A 14014-nucleotide genomic window follows, 5' to 3' on the forward strand; every position below is an offset into this window, starting at 1 on the left:
TCAAAAACAGGGTGCACAACGGCGGCTCACTGCGACGAACGGGAGACCACAGTATATCACAGCGTGGCAATGACCGCGGTGGCCGGAGCACACCGCGGTCATCAGGGTTATTTATACCCCAACTGTTCTTTGCCGAGCGGCGTCAGCAGCTCAACGGTGGCGCGGCCAATGAAATCCACTTCGAAATCATCCGCAGCAAAATCCACCGGGCTTTTGCCGGACAGGAAGCTTGGCAACTGCCGTTGCAGATAGGCATCGTTCTTCTCACAACCCGGCGCAGCGGCGATGTACATCACGTTGCTGTCAAACTCGCCGTTATGCTCGTTTTCTACCGAATGGATCACGTCACAGTGCCAGAATACCGTATCTCCCGGCTCCAGATCGGGAATAGGGGATAACCCACTTAATAAAAGGGGATGCCATTGTTCCGAGATTGACAGCGCCCGGCCTGGGGCGGCTCCGCACAGATCGTCATCCGCCACATCGTCTTGCAGGGCACGCAGCAGGATATAGGCCATGGCGTTGGCGATCGGTACCACGTTCAGCGTACCGGCATGGGTGCGTTGCGGTGTCAGTGCTGTCCAACCCTGGAAGGTGCGGAACATGGAACAAACTGCCGGTGAGGCGATCTCGCGCACTTCTGTGCGGCCATCGGCGGCAAAGGGATCGTATTGCTGCCAGTTGCCGGAGAACACGTGACGATAGACGTAGCGGAAATTCTCATCCAGCCAGCGTTCGATGGTGCCGCTATCCACATGTGGGGAAAGGCCCAGCGAAGAGGAGTTTGGCGGGCGGCGACGGGTACGGTCGGCGTAGGTAGCGACACGCGTTGGGTCAAAGTGCTGTTTGCCGTTGCTTTCGGTTGCCCACAGGCTGTTGAGGAACACCTGCACCGCATGCATGCGCTGATCTTGACGAGCCTCGACCTGAGGCTTCGACCAGTAAATGCCGTAGATCTGTGGCTTACTGGCAGCCAGTTTGCCAAAGTAGTTATCTTCGGCGGCATTTTTTAGCCGCTCGACGAAGTTATTGCGTTCGAGATAGTCACCGATCTCCTGGTTCCAGGCCTCGGCTTTGCTGCGTGGGAATACGCCCCGAATAGCGCACACGCCGCGCTGTTTAATCAGGGCAATTTGTTGTTCGGTAACGCGTTGTTGCAGAATATCTTCGGCGTCCACCTGCGGTACCGGGTCCTGGCCGTTGGCCAGTTCCTGACGGATTTGATCCACCTGCTGGCGAATATTGTCTTCCAGTTCCAGGAAGACTTCGCGATAGTTGGGTAAAGCCTGGCGTAACTGCTGCTTGACGCTTTTTATTGCGGCAGGAATATCATCGATGAGTAATGAAGCCATGGTGTTCTCCTTGGCCCGCCGGTGGGCGAGGATGTTAGTGGTAGGGTAGCGTTATAAAGTTGCTGTTTTGTTGTAACCTGGTTAATGATTATCTGGATTTAATAGGGGAAAATAAAGGGATATCTTTCATTCGTAACTTCCTCTTTTTCGTTTTTCGGAGATTTACCTGATGAAATTGGAAACACCTCGCTTGCTGCTGACATCGCTAACGACGGATGACTGGCCGTTATTCCTACGTCTGTTTCAGGATCCCCTGGTGATCCGTTACATTGCCGATCCGCTGCCGGAACACGAGATCCGCGAACGTTTCGAAGCACGCTTGCCCACATGGGATAAGCATTGCGATCGCTGGCTATGCCTGGTGATGAGAGAAAAAAGCAGCGGTCAAGCGGTGGGAATGACCGGGTTTCGCCCTGAGTGGTCCCCTTGCCAGCAGGCCGAAGTGGGCTTTGGCAGCCTGCCGGAAGGGCAGGGAAAAGGTTATGGCAAAGAGTCGCTGCCCGTGATCTTGGACTTTGCCTTCAATGCCTGCGGGTTTCACAAAGTGTATGCCACGGTGACAGAGGGGAATTTAGCCTCACGGGGTCTGTTGGAGAGCTGTGGTTTTCAACTGGAAGGGACGCTGCGTGACAATTTCCGCCTGGCGGGGCGGTGGTGTAATGACTGGCGGTTGGGGTTGTTGGCGACGGAATTTGCGGCTGCCGAACGGTAAAAAAATTGTTACGCGAGGGGCTCGACAGCCTGACAAGGCTGAGTTATGTTCGATGTTCGGCCATTCTGTGGCCAGCGTCGCTCGGATGGTCCGGGCGCTAACGTCTCTTCGAGGTAACTATGTCTGATAACAACCCGCGCCGTTTCACGCGCATCGAACGCCTGCCCCCTTATGTATTTAATATCACCTCTGAACTGAAGATGGCTGCACGCCGTCGCGGGGAAGATATTATCGATTTCAGCATGGGTAACCCGGATGGCCCGACGCCGCCGCATATCGTAGAGAAACTCTGTACCGTAGCCCAGCGTGATGATACGCATGGCTACTCAACCTCACGCGGTATTCCACGCCTACGCCGTGCTATTTCGCACTGGTATCAGGAACGCTATCAGGTCGATATCGATCCCGAAAGCGAAGCTATTGTGACCATCGGCTCGAAAGAGGGCCTGGCGCACCTGATGCTGGCAACGCTAGATCATGGGGATACGGTGTTGGTGCCGAATCCAAGTTACCCGATCCATATCTATGGCGCGGTGATCGCCGGTGCGCAGGTGCGTTCCGTGCCGCTGGTGGACGGCGTGGATTTCTTTGGTGAGCTAGAGCGCGCCATTCGTGAAAGTATTCCGCGGCCAAAAATGATGATCCTGGGCTTCCCATCCAACCCGACTGCGCAGTGTGTAGAACTGGATTTCTTTGAGCGGGTAGTAGCGCTGGCGAAGCAGTATGACGTGCTGGTGATCCACGATCTGGCCTACGCCGATATCGTCTATGACGGCTGGAAAGCGCCTTCGATCATGCAGGTGCCGGGAGCCAAAGACATTGCGGTAGAATTCTTCACCCTGTCGAAAAGCTACAATATGGCCGGCTGGCGTATTGGCTTTATGGTGGGGAATCCTGAGCTGGTTAGCGCATTGGCACGTATTAAAAGCTACCACGACTACGGCACCTTTACGCCGCTGCAGGTGGCCGCTATCGCCGCATTGGAAGGCGATCAGCAGTGCGTGTTGGACATTGCCGAGCAGTATCGCCAGCGCCGTAACGTGTTGGTGAAAGGGCTGCACGAAGCCGGCTGGATGGTGGAAAACCCGAAAGCCTCGATGTATGTGTGGGCAAAAATTCCTGAGCCTTACGCGCATCTGGGGTCGCTGGAGTTCGCCAAGCGTCTGTTGGCGGAGGCTAAAGTGTGCGTATCGCCGGGGATCGGCTTTGGCGATTACGGCGATACCCATGTGCGTTTTGCCTTGATTGAAAACCAGGATCGTATCCGCCAGGCGGTGCGCGGTATCAAGGCGATGTTCCGTGCTGATGGGTTAATCAAGCCAGCGACCAAATAGCATCGCGTTGTTGCCTGAGACTCGGCAATCGCTATTATCCCCTCACCCCGACCCTCTCCCACAGGGAGAGGGAGCCAGTCCGGAGTTGCATTCAAGTGCTGTGAGCGGTCTGTTTTCCTCGAAGAGGGGGCTGATTCAGTGCGGTTGCCAAGCAAGTTTCTGTACCTACAGCAAGCTCAATTGTCTCTCATCCAAGGTAGATCACCATATTTTAAGCCCACTCGATCGGTCCCCTCTCCCTGTGGGAGAGGGTTAGGGTGAGGGGCATTTGCGTACCCACAATCCTGATTTTTCTTCTACTTAAGGTTATCTTCAGTTGTTATCCGCTATGCTCTGCTAATACCGAATTTAGTGGGAGTCTCTATGAGCGTTCGTTTTGCAAAATCACAAATCCTCCTGCACTGGCTGACGCTGGTGATGGTGATCCTGACTTACAGTGCCATGCTGCTGAAGGACTCGGTGCCGGATGACAGCGCGGCATTGGTGAAGGATCTGCACTTTAACTTTGGCCTGTCGGTGTTTGTGCTGATGCTTATCCGCCTTGGGCTACGCCACCGGCATCCTACGCCGCCGATCACTCCCGCCTTGCCGGAATGGCAGGCGCTAGGGGCGAAAATGCTCCATTGGGTGCTGTATCTGCTGTTTTTATCGTTGCCGATATTGGGCTTCTTGACGTTGGCCTATGGTGGCAAACAGTGGTTGCTGCTGGGTTGGCAAGTACCGCAGTGGGTCACGCCCGATGCGGGCATACGCCGCACGCTGAAAATGGTGCACGAAACCTTGGCAAACACGGGGTATTTCATTGTCGGCATCCATGCCTTGGCCGCGATTTATCATCACTATGTGCGCGGTGACGACACCCTACGCCGGATGATGCCCGGCAAATAGATCGCGGTGCAGAAACAACAAAGGGGCGCAGAAGCGCCCCTTTATCTATGTACCTGGTGAGATTGCGGTTAGGCAACCATCAGCATGAAGGTGCCTACCCATGCAACCAGCATGAATGAAACGCCCATCAAAAAGTATTTCACGTAACAACTCCTTGTGGAGTCCTCGCAAACCAACGATCCCGATTGTTGTCTGAGTATTTTGTGGCAAATCAGCGGCGGATGGCGGGTTCTTCAATCAGAAGGAACAACGTCCTGAGCTACGATTTACCGGTCGTTGCGATTCAAGTTCCTTGAGGTTAACCAGGAATCACAACAGGATCGGCGCTAATGTACTCCCAAAATCCTACCCATTTCAATACTGTGTTTTTGATCACACTTTTTGTCGATTTTTTACCCTGCAGTGAGTTGAAACGGGCGTAGTATGCAGCATCCCTACGAGGTGTGATGGTTGATAAATGCCATAAGTAACAGTTTGTTACAAGTCATCAGGCCACAGCGCTGACGCTGGCGATCAGAATAGCCCAGAAGACCAGACAAGAAAGCAGGATAGCGGCCCAGACATGACGACGGTTGAGTTCCATTTTTAGCCTTCACTTTGCAATCGGTGGTTGTTTAATAACCCTATCGGCGCAAAACGGTAAAAATTTACTCTCTGGGCAAACTATTTATTCTGATTGCTGGCGGATCGCCACTACCGTGGTATGCACTTCGTAGCCCAGCAGAAACAGGGCTTGTTCAAGGGCCTCGACCTTCGAGGCATAGGCCACATCCAGCAACCGATCGATCTGAGCACCGTTAAGGCCCATCTGGCGTGCCAGTAGTGCTTTTGAGGTGTTGCTGCTCAACATATGGTTGTGCAGTTCCAGCTTTAATTTCACCAGCACCGGTAAATGCAGGGCGATGTCACCGCTTTGCAATGCGGAGGCCGCAGGCAGCGGGCGCCCTTCTTCCATTTCAATGGCGATAGCCGTCAGCAGGCTTTCCTGCGCCTCCAGTTCGACATCCTCACGTTTGTAGCAGGCGGCTTGCTGCTCGGGGAAATCCCGTAGGGTAATTTGCCAGGCATCGCTTTCGCTATCGAAGGCGTAATGGGCGGGATAGTGGCAAGGCATCATATTTCCTGCTTGGGGGGAAGTGAGCCGCATTGTGACCGGTTGGCGACAACAATGCCAGAGATTGGCGTCCTTAAAGCACGGGGATAATCGCTGTGTAGGCCGTCAAGCTGAAAACAGGGTTATGCAGTATTTTTTTTGGACGGCGACTGATGTTTTATTAGCAACTTATGCCAGAATTATCCTATAAGCCCAATGATGATCCGGATTAACATGAAATACAGATTTAACGATCGTGTGCTGTTTGATGGTGATAGCGGAACGTTGGGTCCAAGCGACTTTTCCGACGAGCCCACTACTATTTCCAATCCCGCCAAACGTCTTTTGCTATTACTGATCGCCAACTATGGCAAACCCGTGGAACGTGAGGTGATTTTCAAAAAGGTGTGGGACGACTACGGCATGATCTCCAGCAATAACAACCTTAATCAATGCGTGAGCAAGTTGCGCCGGGTGCTTAAGGTGATGGGGATCGATGATGAGGTGATTGTCACCGTGCCGAAGATAGGGTTTATGTTGCGCCACGAGATCCAGGTTGAAATCAGCCAGGAAGACGATGGGCATTTTACCCCGTTAGTCCCTGTACAGACAGTGGGTGATGAGAGCCATGTGCCAGTGGAGAGCGGGCTGGAAGACGAAGCCGAGACAGATGATGATGTTGCTTCCGTTTCCGGGGCAGACGGTGAGTTCGACCTGCCGACAAGCGAAGAGATTGCCACTCCACCCAACAAAAAACGTCTTGGTTGGGGTCTGATCGCTACGGTTGCTGGTTTGGTTTTTGTACTGGGGATCGCATCTACGATGTACGCCACCAATTCACTGGCCAGACAGGAGGTGTTTCTTGGCAAGGCAGGGAGTTGCAAGGTGTTCATGTCGACATCCACACAGTCAGGTGTCCCCAACTCCAGTCTGAATCAAGACATATTGTCCTATGTGGAGCAACGAAAAGCCGAATGCCGGGCTGATGAATACCTGCTAGTGGTACGCAGCAACCAGGTTCGTTCTTTTATTTCTGGCGTGAGTCGCCTGTTTTTTGTTCGCTGCACCATCGTACGTGAGCACAAAATAGAGTTTTGCTCAGGGCTTGAGAACGACAGTTTGCCGTTGCTGCAGTAAGGCTAAGTAAAAGAATGGGCCTGATCATCGCAACAGTAGTCTTGTTTTTTGGTGGGGTGAGCGATACTTCGCCGAATTGTTTAAATATTGTATTATTCGAACATAAAATAAACAAGTTTTTTGTGCTTAACAAAGAGCTCATGCAGAGTTTTATCTATTAAATAGACCATTAAAAACATTAAATTTGGATTTTAAACCTAAATAATTCCATTTTAATAGTTAATGATTCTTTTCTACCGCTTGTGAGTTAAGATTTTTCTTGTCAACGGGTGGTTAGGATTGTTCTTAAGTAACTGACTGATGACGCTCACCACGGAACCTGCGGAGTTCTCGCAGAACGGTGGAAACAAACAAGTACGGCAAGATGGTAAATAACGGACCGATGACAGTAAAGCTTCTCGGGCGCACCAATCGGCAATGTGCTTGGTTAACTACAGTTATCTTGTAATGGATTAGGATCATTATGAAATTTTACAACACCAAAACTACCCTGCTGGCCGCTGTTATCGGTATGACTTTTGCGGGCTCAGCCCTGGCAGCCGATGGCACCATCACTATCAATGGCACCATTACCGACACTACCTGCGATATTTCGGTCAACAACCAGTCTAAAGACGCCACGGTAACGTTGCCGACCATTTCCATCTCTGCGCTGCCAGCCGTTGGGGCAACTGCAGGGGCAACACCTTTCAGCATCGCACTGACCAACTGTGCAGGAGCTACACTGAATACTGCCAGCACCTTCTTTGAAGCGGGTGCTTATGTTGAACAGAGCACCGGTCGCCTGAACAACTCGGCATCGGGCACGGCGACCAACGTCCAGGTTCAGTTGTTGAACGCCAATCTGGGCAGCATCATGGCGGGTAACGCACATAGCCAAGGCGATTTGGCCGTTGATATCAGCTCAGGTGGCGGCGTAATGAATTATTACGCGCAATACTATGCGAATGGGATAGTCACGCCAGGTACGGTTAATACTCAGGTGGATTACACCATCATCTACCTGTAAGACATACAGCCGTGGGATGAGGGCAGCCTCATCCCTTTCAGAGGACAGCGCCATGTTAAGAACTCTATTTACCGTTTCCGCCTTTAGCCTGGCGCTGACATGGACAGTTGCCGCTGATGCTGGTGTGATCATCAACGCCACACGCATTATTTATAACGAAAACAGCGGTGAAGCGATCACCCAACTGCGTAACCAAGGGACCAGCCCGGTGTTGATCCAGTCCTGGATCGATAACGGCGATGTTAAATCCAAACCCGACACCGTCAAGGTGCCTTTTACCCTGACGCCACCGGTCGCCCGTATCGATCCGGGCAAGGGGCAGGCGTTGCGTATTGCGCGTACCGGCGGCGGATTGCCGAGCAACCGTGAATCTCTGTTCTGGCTCAATGTGTTGGAGATCCCACCCAAGGCTACCCAAAAAATAGCCGCGGGCGACAACCTGATGCAGTTCTCTTTCCGCACCCGCATCAAACTGTTCTATCGGCCGGATAACCTGCCAATGACCCCGGCTCAGGCTTACGAAAAGCTGGATCTGAGCTTACGCAAAGGGGCTGCGGGTTATGAAATCGTCGCCAAGAATCCATCGCCTTATTACCTTACTTTCCGCCAGATTGAAATTCGTAGCGCCAAAGGCGCGCCAGTACTGGGCGATCTAGGGAAAACGCAGGAAAGGATGGTGGCACCCTTTGGCGAGTTGGTGATGAAAATTCAAGGAATGAAATCGGCACCGTCAGCAGGCTTAAAAGCGTTTTACAGCCTGATTGATGATTTCGGTGGGGATAACAAAAATGAGCGGACGTTGGCGGGCAGTGGTAAGTCTTGATTTACGGCCCTCTTTTCTCAACCGGTTTTATATTGCGGGAGCCATTTTACTGGCTCCCATAACGTTGGCTTATGCGGATGAAAGCGAGGCTATTGAGTTTAACGAGTCTTTTCTGCGTTCGTCCGTCGATGTCAGCCAGTTCTCCAGCGGTAACCCGGTTGCTCCCGGCATTCACCGCATCGATCTCTATCTTAACGACCAATGGAAAGGGCGGCAGGACGTCAACTTTTCCCTGGCTTCGCCGCAAAGCAGCATCGCTCAGCCTTGCTACGATCTGAAACTGTTAAGCCTGTTCGACATTGCCTTGGATAAACTGGACAAGGCGGTGTTGTCACGCTTGCAGCAAGGGGAACAGTGTATTGCGCTGGGTGAACTGGTGCCTGGCGTGGAGGGCAATTTTGATAGCGGTGGCCAACGGTTGGACGTGCGTGCGCCGCAGTCTTTGCTGCAGCATGAAGCCCGTGGTTATGTCAGACCTGAGCTGTGGGATAACGGCATCACGGCGGCTACCTTGCAATATGACTACAACGCCTACCGTTCCGATCATACCGGTACCTCTGCTCAAACCACCCAATTTTTAGGGTTGCGTGGCGGATTAAACTGGGACGTATGGCGTCTGCGTTACCGGGCGTCGGCCAATTGGAATGATGATGAGGGTTTTCGCTATCAAAGCAATGAAACCTATCTGGAACGGCCTCTGGTTGGCTGGCGTAGCCGGATGGTGCTGGGCCAATCGACCACCGACGGTCAAGTCTTTGACAGCATTGGGTTCATTGGCGCTCAGATCAGCTCGGACGATCGTATGTACAGCGATTCCCAACGTGGCTTTGCCCCGGTGGTGCGCGGTATCGCCAATACCAACGCGTTGGTGCGTGTCAGCCAGCGTGGCAGCCAGATTTATGAGACCACCGTACCGCCGGGGCCGTTTGTTATTGACGATCTGTATCCTACCGGTAGCGGCGGCGATCTGCTGGTTACGGTGACCGAAGCCGACGGCACTGAACGCAGCTTTACCGTCACCTATGCTTCGATTGCCGAACTGCTGCGGCCAGGTGTAACCCACTATTCACTGATGGCGGGGAAATATCGCAATAACTCGGTGAGCGAGGAACCTGCCATTGCGGTGGGCACCTTGAGGCATGGTTTCACAAACCTGCTGACGGGGTATACCGGCGTGATCGGTGCCGATGGCTATGCGGCGGCCTCGGGTGGTCTGGCATTCAATACCGATTTTGGTGCGCTGTCGGCGGATATTACCCAGGCACAAACGCAGTTTGAGCACCGTCCTAACGAGCAGGGGCAGAGCGTACGGCTCACCTATGCGAAAATATTGCCGGTAGTGGATACCAACATCACGCTGGCCAGCTATCGCTATTCCAGCTCTGGGTATTACAACGTGGATGACGCCATGTTGCTGCGCGATCGCGACAGTAACGATAGCGGCTTTGCTGACTATAACAGTTGGAAACGACGTAATCGTTTCCAGATCAACGCCAGCCAGTCGTTGCCGGAGGGTTTTGGGACTGTCGCGCTGAATGCCAACGTGCAGGATTATTGGGATCATGACCAGACCGATCGGGAATATCAGCTTAGCTACAACAATCATTATAACAAGCTGAATTATGGGGTTAACTTCGCACGGACACGCAACCTGGCAACCGGAAACTGGGATAACAAAGCCATGCTGACCCTGTCGATCCCATTGGGTTCCAGCTCGCGCGCACCTAACCTGACCAGCAGCTATACCCAGCAAAAGGATCGTCAGGGGTTGCAGAACTCGCTGTCCGGTAGCCTGGGAGAGGACCGGCAGTATAACTACAGCGCCTTTACCAACTACGACTATGATAAAAATGGTAGCAACAGCGTTAGCGGTGGCGTCAACGGCTCATGGGCCGCGCCTTATGCCTTTGTTGGGGGCAGCGTTTCCGCAGGCCAGGGTTATCAACAATATGGCGCCAATATGTCCGGTGGCCTGGTTGCCTATAGTGGCGGAGTGGTGTTTACACCGATGCTTGGGGAAACGTCGGCAATCGTCGAGGCAGAAAACGCCAAGGGGGCCAGGATCACCAACTACAGCGGTCTGCGCCTGGATAACAGCGGGAAGGCGGTGGTCCCTTACCTCAGCCCTTACCGTCAAAATACCGTGGAGTTGGATCCGAAAGGGCTTTCCAGGGATGTGGAGCTGAAATACACCAGCCAGAAGATCGCGCCTACCGCTGGTGCCGTCGGGCTGTTACGTTATGAGACCGAAAGCGGCTACTCGATCCTGGTGACGGCCCGAGACGTTGCGGGTAATCCGTTGCCCTTTGGCGCAAACGTGTCCGACGAACAACAGCGTAGCGTGGGGTATATCGGTCAGGTTGGTGAAGGCTTACTGCGGGTCAACAACCCTAAAGGCCAGTTAGAGGTGAAATGGGGGGAAGGGGCCGGAGACAGTTGCCGGTTTAACTATCAGTTGCCCGCCGTATCGCCTGAGGATGAATCGGACTATCGCCGCCTGGAGGTAATATGCCAATGAAGCAACTACTGACGTTGGTCCGTTTGTTCACGCCGAGGCTCGGCGCAGGGTTCCGGCTGCGGGGTAAGCGCTTGCTTCTTGGCTTATTGCTGATATTTGGCTACGGCGGAGCGACCAGCGCCGAAGGGCTTGCGGTCAGTTGCGCGCGTAACAGCGGTTATTATCAGTTTTTCGACACGGCCACCATTGAGATTGGCAAAGACAGCGCCGTGGGTGACGTACTGGGGCCTTGGATCAACTCTTACAACTCCACTGCCTGGAACTGCACCCCCAATAGCGCCTACCAGCAGCCGGTGCAGTTTAGCGTACAGGGTTACCCGCCTTACACCACGCGCAATACCATCGTGGTCGATGGGCAAACTTACATGCTGTATAACACCACGGTAAAAGCCGGTCTGGGGTATATCGTCCGTTGGCGTTATACCCTGAATGGTAAAACCACCAACTGGCAGCCGTTGACCATTGGCACGGGTGGGCAGCAGACCCATCCTGAGACCATTACCGTCAACTACAGCGGTAACCGCTTCTATTTGGGCGTTGATGCTCAGGTGCGGTTTGTGAAAACGACCACCGGCCTGACCGCTGGCGCAATTCCCTTGTTCGATCCAATTTATCTGCGGCATTTAGAGACGTATAACGGCATTGCTCTGCCGGGCGATCTCACCTACATGATTGCCCAGTTCAAAAGCGGCGGCACTATCGCCAGTGGCGGCACCTGCACCACTCCGAATGTGAATGTCGATCTGCCGGAGGCCAGCGTCGGTCAGTTCAACGGCGTGGGTTCGGTGGCAGGGCGTAAAGCCTTTGAGCTGGCGTTCAACCAATGCCCGGCTGGCTTGGCCAGCATTGGTTACAGTTTTGCCGCCACGACACAGGTGCTGGATGCTGCCAATGGTGTAGTTGCACCGAATGCTACCTCAAGCGCTAGCGGCGTCGGGATACAGTTACTGCGTGGCAACAACCTGCCGGTGACGTTTGGCACTATTTATCTGCTGGATAACTATAATAGTTCTGCCAAGGCCAACTATCGGGTTCCCATGCAGGCTGGCTTGTTCCAGGTGGGTAATGCGGTAACTGCAGGTACGGCCAACACCGCAATCACTTTTACGCTCAATTATAAGTAGGGTAAAAATGGCAGCTATGTCTGGTTTCACGCCACAATATCGCAGGCTTGGCCGTTGGCTATTGATTACGGTGATGGCCCTATTTATCCCACTGAGCCACGCCGAGATATACCTGGGAGCCACGCGCCTGATTGTCAACGGCAAGGATAAGGAAGCGACGCTGCGAGTGACCAACGAGGGTCGCTCAGCGGTGTTACTGCAAGTCTGGGTGGACAATGGTGATAGTGAGGCTGAACCGGAGAAAATCGCCACGCCGTTTACCGTAGCGCCGCCAATCTTGCGCCTGGACGGGAAGCGGGCACAGCGTCTGAGAGTGTTGTTTACTGGGGCAGAACACACGCTGCCGAGCGATCGTGAGTCGGTGTTTTGGCTTAACGTGTTGGAGATCCCGCCTAAAGTGGCCAGCAATACGGCCAGCCAGATGCAGATGGCGTTCAGAACCCGCATTAAATTATTCTACCGGCCACGGTCATTACAGACGATGAACACGGCCAACGTGCAGGAGCAGTTGCGCTTTAGCCTGGCAAAACAGGGCGGCAACCCGGTGTTGCTGGTCAGCAACCCCACGCCTTTTCACCAGACATTACTAGAAATGACGGTGGGCCGCGAAAAGCAGCAGGCCGTCGTTACCTTGGTACCGGAAAATGGCATGGTAAGCCCAAAAGGGCAGGCTGATTTTGCCTTAACGGCGGCTAAAGGCCCGGTGAATGCTGGCATGAAGGTATTTTACTCGGTGCTTGACGACTTTGGCTCTGTGGTTACGGCAGAGCGAGTCTTGCAGGCGGAGCAATCTTCCTTGCCGCGCTAGGTATTTCTGCGATCTCTGCCCACTTTTTAAGCACACCGCACGTATGGCGTATATTTTTTAGCTTTTGCGAGTATTCTTAGAAGTGCAGCACATTTTACGAGCGATTGTCATCCTGCTTGTAGCACGTCAACTTTACTGTAAAACGTTGAGGAGGAGATCATGGAAACTTTGGAAAAGTGCTATGTCTATGCCAAGAACACCAGCAACATGGATTTTCTCGCTTCTACGGTGGCATTCTTGGAGTTTCAGGGTCGTGAAGTCGATGCTAACGGCGTGGCGGGTAATATGTCGCGTGAACAGAGCGATAACTTCTTCGAACGGCTCAATCATTACCGTTCTATCTACAAAAAGCAGAGCCAGCCAGCTTGAATTCACCTCTAAGGCCCCGTTTTCGGGGCTTTTTCATTTAACTTTTTAATTTAAATAATATTTTTTGTGATTTACTTCGAAAACGAAAAGATAGGTCGAAATGCCCCTGCGGTTGAGCTCTAGGGGCGTTGTTGCTTGTGGGCTGGCGCAGTAAGCATCTGGAAAGTTTGTTTACCACATCAGATCGTCAGGCACGACAAAATCGGCATACGGATCTTCTTCATCTTTAGCCTCTTTGCTCAGCTCGGCATTTAATACAATGCTGCTTGCATCACGTTGCGCAATTTTATCGGCTACGATAGCGGGTATAATGGCGTATTCGCCATCAGGGTTCTTATCGGTAATCAGACGAGCAATGGCAAGGCGGCCACTAATCAATTGAGATTGAGTTGTCTTATCCACATATATTTTTTTAATTAAATTGTTATCTGTGAAGTTATAACCAATATCGCCATTTGCAATAACGATGCGGTTCATTTCAATAAGCTGCTTAACCTGTGCTTTATATTCTTTCGCTAAGGCGGCCTGTTTTTGCTGCTCATTTAACTGCTTATCACGTTCAATCTGTGCTTTTTTGTTTTCTTCCACGGCCTCTCTTGCCTCACGAGCCTGAACCCGCGATTTTTTTGCCGTTCTTTCCACTTTCGCCAGTTTTTTACTGTTGACCAGTCCAGCTTTAAGCAGCTGCTCTTGTAATGTTAGCTTTGCCATGTTCGTTTCCGAAACCGATTAAATAATGCCTTGGATTATACCCTTAACCTAAGAGGTTGTGCTAGGTAGCGGGAGTCTGTCACATATCATATTGATAACACTGTGTATTCCGCCCTCATCGCCAGCATGGTTGCTG

General features: G+C 52.6%; 14 protein-coding genes. 10 read left to right on the forward strand and 4 right to left on the reverse strand.

Annotated features, from left to right (window positions below; translation table 11 throughout):
• Nucleotides 1-107: 107 nt before the first annotated feature.
• A complete protein-coding gene (locus AC6HVW_RS01925; protein ID WP_071684108.1) occupies nucleotides 108-1352 on the reverse strand; it encodes a DUF1479 domain-containing protein in 1245 nt (414 codons plus the stop codon).
• A 169-nt stretch (nucleotides 1353-1521) separates the two neighbouring features.
• Here AC6HVW_RS01925 and AC6HVW_RS01930 point away from each other — a divergent pair, with 169 nt between their 5' ends.
• The 3 genes from AC6HVW_RS01930 to AC6HVW_RS01940 all read left to right on the forward strand — a co-directional run bounded on the left by AC6HVW_RS01930 (nucleotide 1522) and on the right by AC6HVW_RS01940 (nucleotide 4286).
• A complete protein-coding gene (locus tag AC6HVW_RS01930) occupies nucleotides 1522-2064 on the forward strand; it encodes a GNAT family N-acetyltransferase (protein WP_071684107.1) in 543 nt (180 codons plus the stop codon).
• Between the two features lie 119 nt (nucleotides 2065-2183).
• Nucleotides 2184-3398, forward strand: coding sequence for an alanine transaminase (gene alaC / locus AC6HVW_RS01935; RefSeq protein ID WP_059201423.1), 1215 nt, complete (start codon nucleotides 2184-2186; stop codon nucleotides 3396-3398).
• A 363-nt stretch (nucleotides 3399-3761) separates the two neighbouring features.
• Nucleotides 3762-4286 carry a cytochrome b gene (locus AC6HVW_RS01940; protein WP_186486556.1) on the forward strand — a complete coding sequence of 175 codons (525 nt, stop codon included), beginning with the start codon at nucleotides 3762-3764 and terminating at the stop codon, nucleotides 4284-4286.
• A gap of 68 nt (nucleotides 4287-4354) precedes the next feature.
• Here AC6HVW_RS01940 and ypdK read toward each other — a convergent pair whose 3' ends face one another.
• Together ypdK and AC6HVW_RS01950 are read right to left on the reverse strand one after the other, a co-directional pair.
• A complete protein-coding gene (gene ypdK, locus AC6HVW_RS01945) occupies nucleotides 4355-4429 on the reverse strand; it encodes a membrane protein YpdK (RefSeq protein WP_099782600.1) in 75 nt (24 codons plus the stop codon).
• A gap of 524 nt (nucleotides 4430-4953) precedes the next feature.
• Nucleotides 4954-5400: a type II toxin-antitoxin system HicB family antitoxin gene (locus AC6HVW_RS01950; RefSeq protein WP_071684105.1), complete on the reverse strand. Its 447-nt coding sequence runs from the start codon at nucleotides 5398-5400 to the stop codon at nucleotides 4954-4956.
• A gap of 213 nt (nucleotides 5401-5613) precedes the next feature.
• On the opposite strand from AC6HVW_RS01950, the gene AC6HVW_RS01955 reads away from it, so the two are divergent.
• The 7 genes from AC6HVW_RS01955 to AC6HVW_RS01985 all read left to right on the forward strand — a co-directional run bounded on the left by AC6HVW_RS01955 (nucleotide 5614) and on the right by AC6HVW_RS01985 (nucleotide 13167).
• Nucleotides 5614-6516, forward strand: a complete 903-nt coding sequence (locus AC6HVW_RS01955; RefSeq protein WP_071684104.1) for a transcriptional regulator — start codon at nucleotides 5614-5616, stop codon at nucleotides 6514-6516.
• 463 nt (nucleotides 6517-6979) lie between these two features.
• Nucleotides 6980-7525 carry a fimbrial protein gene (locus tag AC6HVW_RS01960; protein WP_071684103.1) on the forward strand — a complete coding sequence of 182 codons (546 nt, stop codon included), beginning with the start codon at nucleotides 6980-6982 and terminating at the stop codon, nucleotides 7523-7525.
• 52 nt (nucleotides 7526-7577) lie between these two features.
• Complete coding sequence (locus AC6HVW_RS01965) at nucleotides 7578-8348, forward strand: fimbrial biogenesis chaperone (protein ID WP_186486557.1); 771 nt, start codon at nucleotides 7578-7580, stop codon at nucleotides 8346-8348.
• Complete coding sequence (locus tag AC6HVW_RS01970; RefSeq protein ID WP_071684101.1) at nucleotides 8314-10866, forward strand: fimbria/pilus outer membrane usher protein; 2553 nt, start codon at nucleotides 8314-8316, stop codon at nucleotides 10864-10866. Before AC6HVW_RS01965 ends, AC6HVW_RS01970 begins: the two co-directional genes overlap by 35 nt.
• On the forward strand, nucleotides 10857-11990 hold the full coding sequence (locus tag AC6HVW_RS01975; RefSeq protein WP_071684100.1) for a fimbrial protein: 1134 nt from the start codon (nucleotides 10857-10859) through the stop codon (nucleotides 11988-11990). The genes AC6HVW_RS01970 and AC6HVW_RS01975 overlap by 10 nt, the downstream gene beginning before the upstream one ends.
• Before the next feature lie 7 nt (nucleotides 11991-11997).
• Nucleotides 11998-12798, forward strand: a complete 801-nt coding sequence (locus AC6HVW_RS01980) for a fimbrial biogenesis chaperone (protein ID WP_081367127.1) — start codon at nucleotides 11998-12000, stop codon at nucleotides 12796-12798.
• 159 nt (nucleotides 12799-12957) lie between these two features.
• Complete coding sequence (locus AC6HVW_RS01985; protein WP_021178640.1) at nucleotides 12958-13167, forward strand: hypothetical protein; 210 nt, start codon at nucleotides 12958-12960, stop codon at nucleotides 13165-13167.
• 171 nt (nucleotides 13168-13338) lie between these two features.
• On the opposite strand, the gene AC6HVW_RS01990 is transcribed toward AC6HVW_RS01985, so the two are convergent.
• Nucleotides 13339-13878 carry a DUF2058 domain-containing protein gene (locus tag AC6HVW_RS01990; protein ID WP_021178639.1) on the reverse strand — a complete coding sequence of 180 codons (540 nt, stop codon included), beginning with the start codon at nucleotides 13876-13878 and terminating at the stop codon, nucleotides 13339-13341.
• Nucleotides 13879-14014 lie beyond the last annotated feature (136 nt).

Source organism: Serratia sp. NCCP-200 (assembly GCF_059697885.1).

Excerpts from the sequence above, each read along its gene's own strand:
- AC6HVW_RS01970 (WP_071684101.1), top strand. The coding sequence starts at position 8,314 with ATGAGCGGACGTTGGCGGGCAGTGGTAAGTCTTGATTTACGGCCCTCT.
- AC6HVW_RS01965 (WP_186486557.1), top strand. The coding sequence starts at position 7,578 with ATGTTAAGAACTCTATTTACCGTTTCCGCCTTTAGCCTGGCGCTGACA.
- AC6HVW_RS01930 (WP_071684107.1), top strand. The coding sequence starts at position 1,522 with ATGAAATTGGAAACACCTCGCTTGCTGCTGACATCGCTAACGACGGAT.
- AC6HVW_RS01940 (WP_186486556.1), top strand. The coding sequence starts at position 3,762 with ATGAGCGTTCGTTTTGCAAAATCACAAATCCTCCTGCACTGGCTGACG.
- AC6HVW_RS01990 (WP_021178639.1), bottom strand. The coding sequence starts at position 13,878 with ATGGCAAAGCTAACATTACAAGAGCAGCTGCTTAAAGCTGGACTGGTC.
- AC6HVW_RS01955 (WP_071684104.1), top strand. The coding sequence starts at position 5,614 with ATGAAATACAGATTTAACGATCGTGTGCTGTTTGATGGTGATAGCGGA.
- AC6HVW_RS01985 (WP_021178640.1), top strand. The coding sequence starts at position 12,958 with ATGGAAACTTTGGAAAAGTGCTATGTCTATGCCAAGAACACCAGCAAC.
- AC6HVW_RS01975 (WP_071684100.1), top strand. The coding sequence starts at position 10,857 with ATGCCAATGAAGCAACTACTGACGTTGGTCCGTTTGTTCACGCCGAGG.
- AC6HVW_RS01980 (WP_081367127.1), top strand. The coding sequence starts at position 11,998 with ATGGCAGCTATGTCTGGTTTCACGCCACAATATCGCAGGCTTGGCCGT.
- AC6HVW_RS01950 (WP_071684105.1), bottom strand. The coding sequence starts at position 5,400 with ATGCCTTGCCACTATCCCGCCCATTACGCCTTCGATAGCGAAAGCGAT.
- alaC (WP_059201423.1), top strand. The coding sequence starts at position 2,184 with ATGTCTGATAACAACCCGCGCCGTTTCACGCGCATCGAACGCCTGCCC.
- AC6HVW_RS01960 (WP_071684103.1), top strand. The coding sequence starts at position 6,980 with ATGAAATTTTACAACACCAAAACTACCCTGCTGGCCGCTGTTATCGGT.
- AC6HVW_RS01925 (WP_071684108.1), bottom strand. The coding sequence starts at position 1,352 with ATGGCTTCATTACTCATCGATGATATTCCTGCCGCAATAAAAAGCGTC.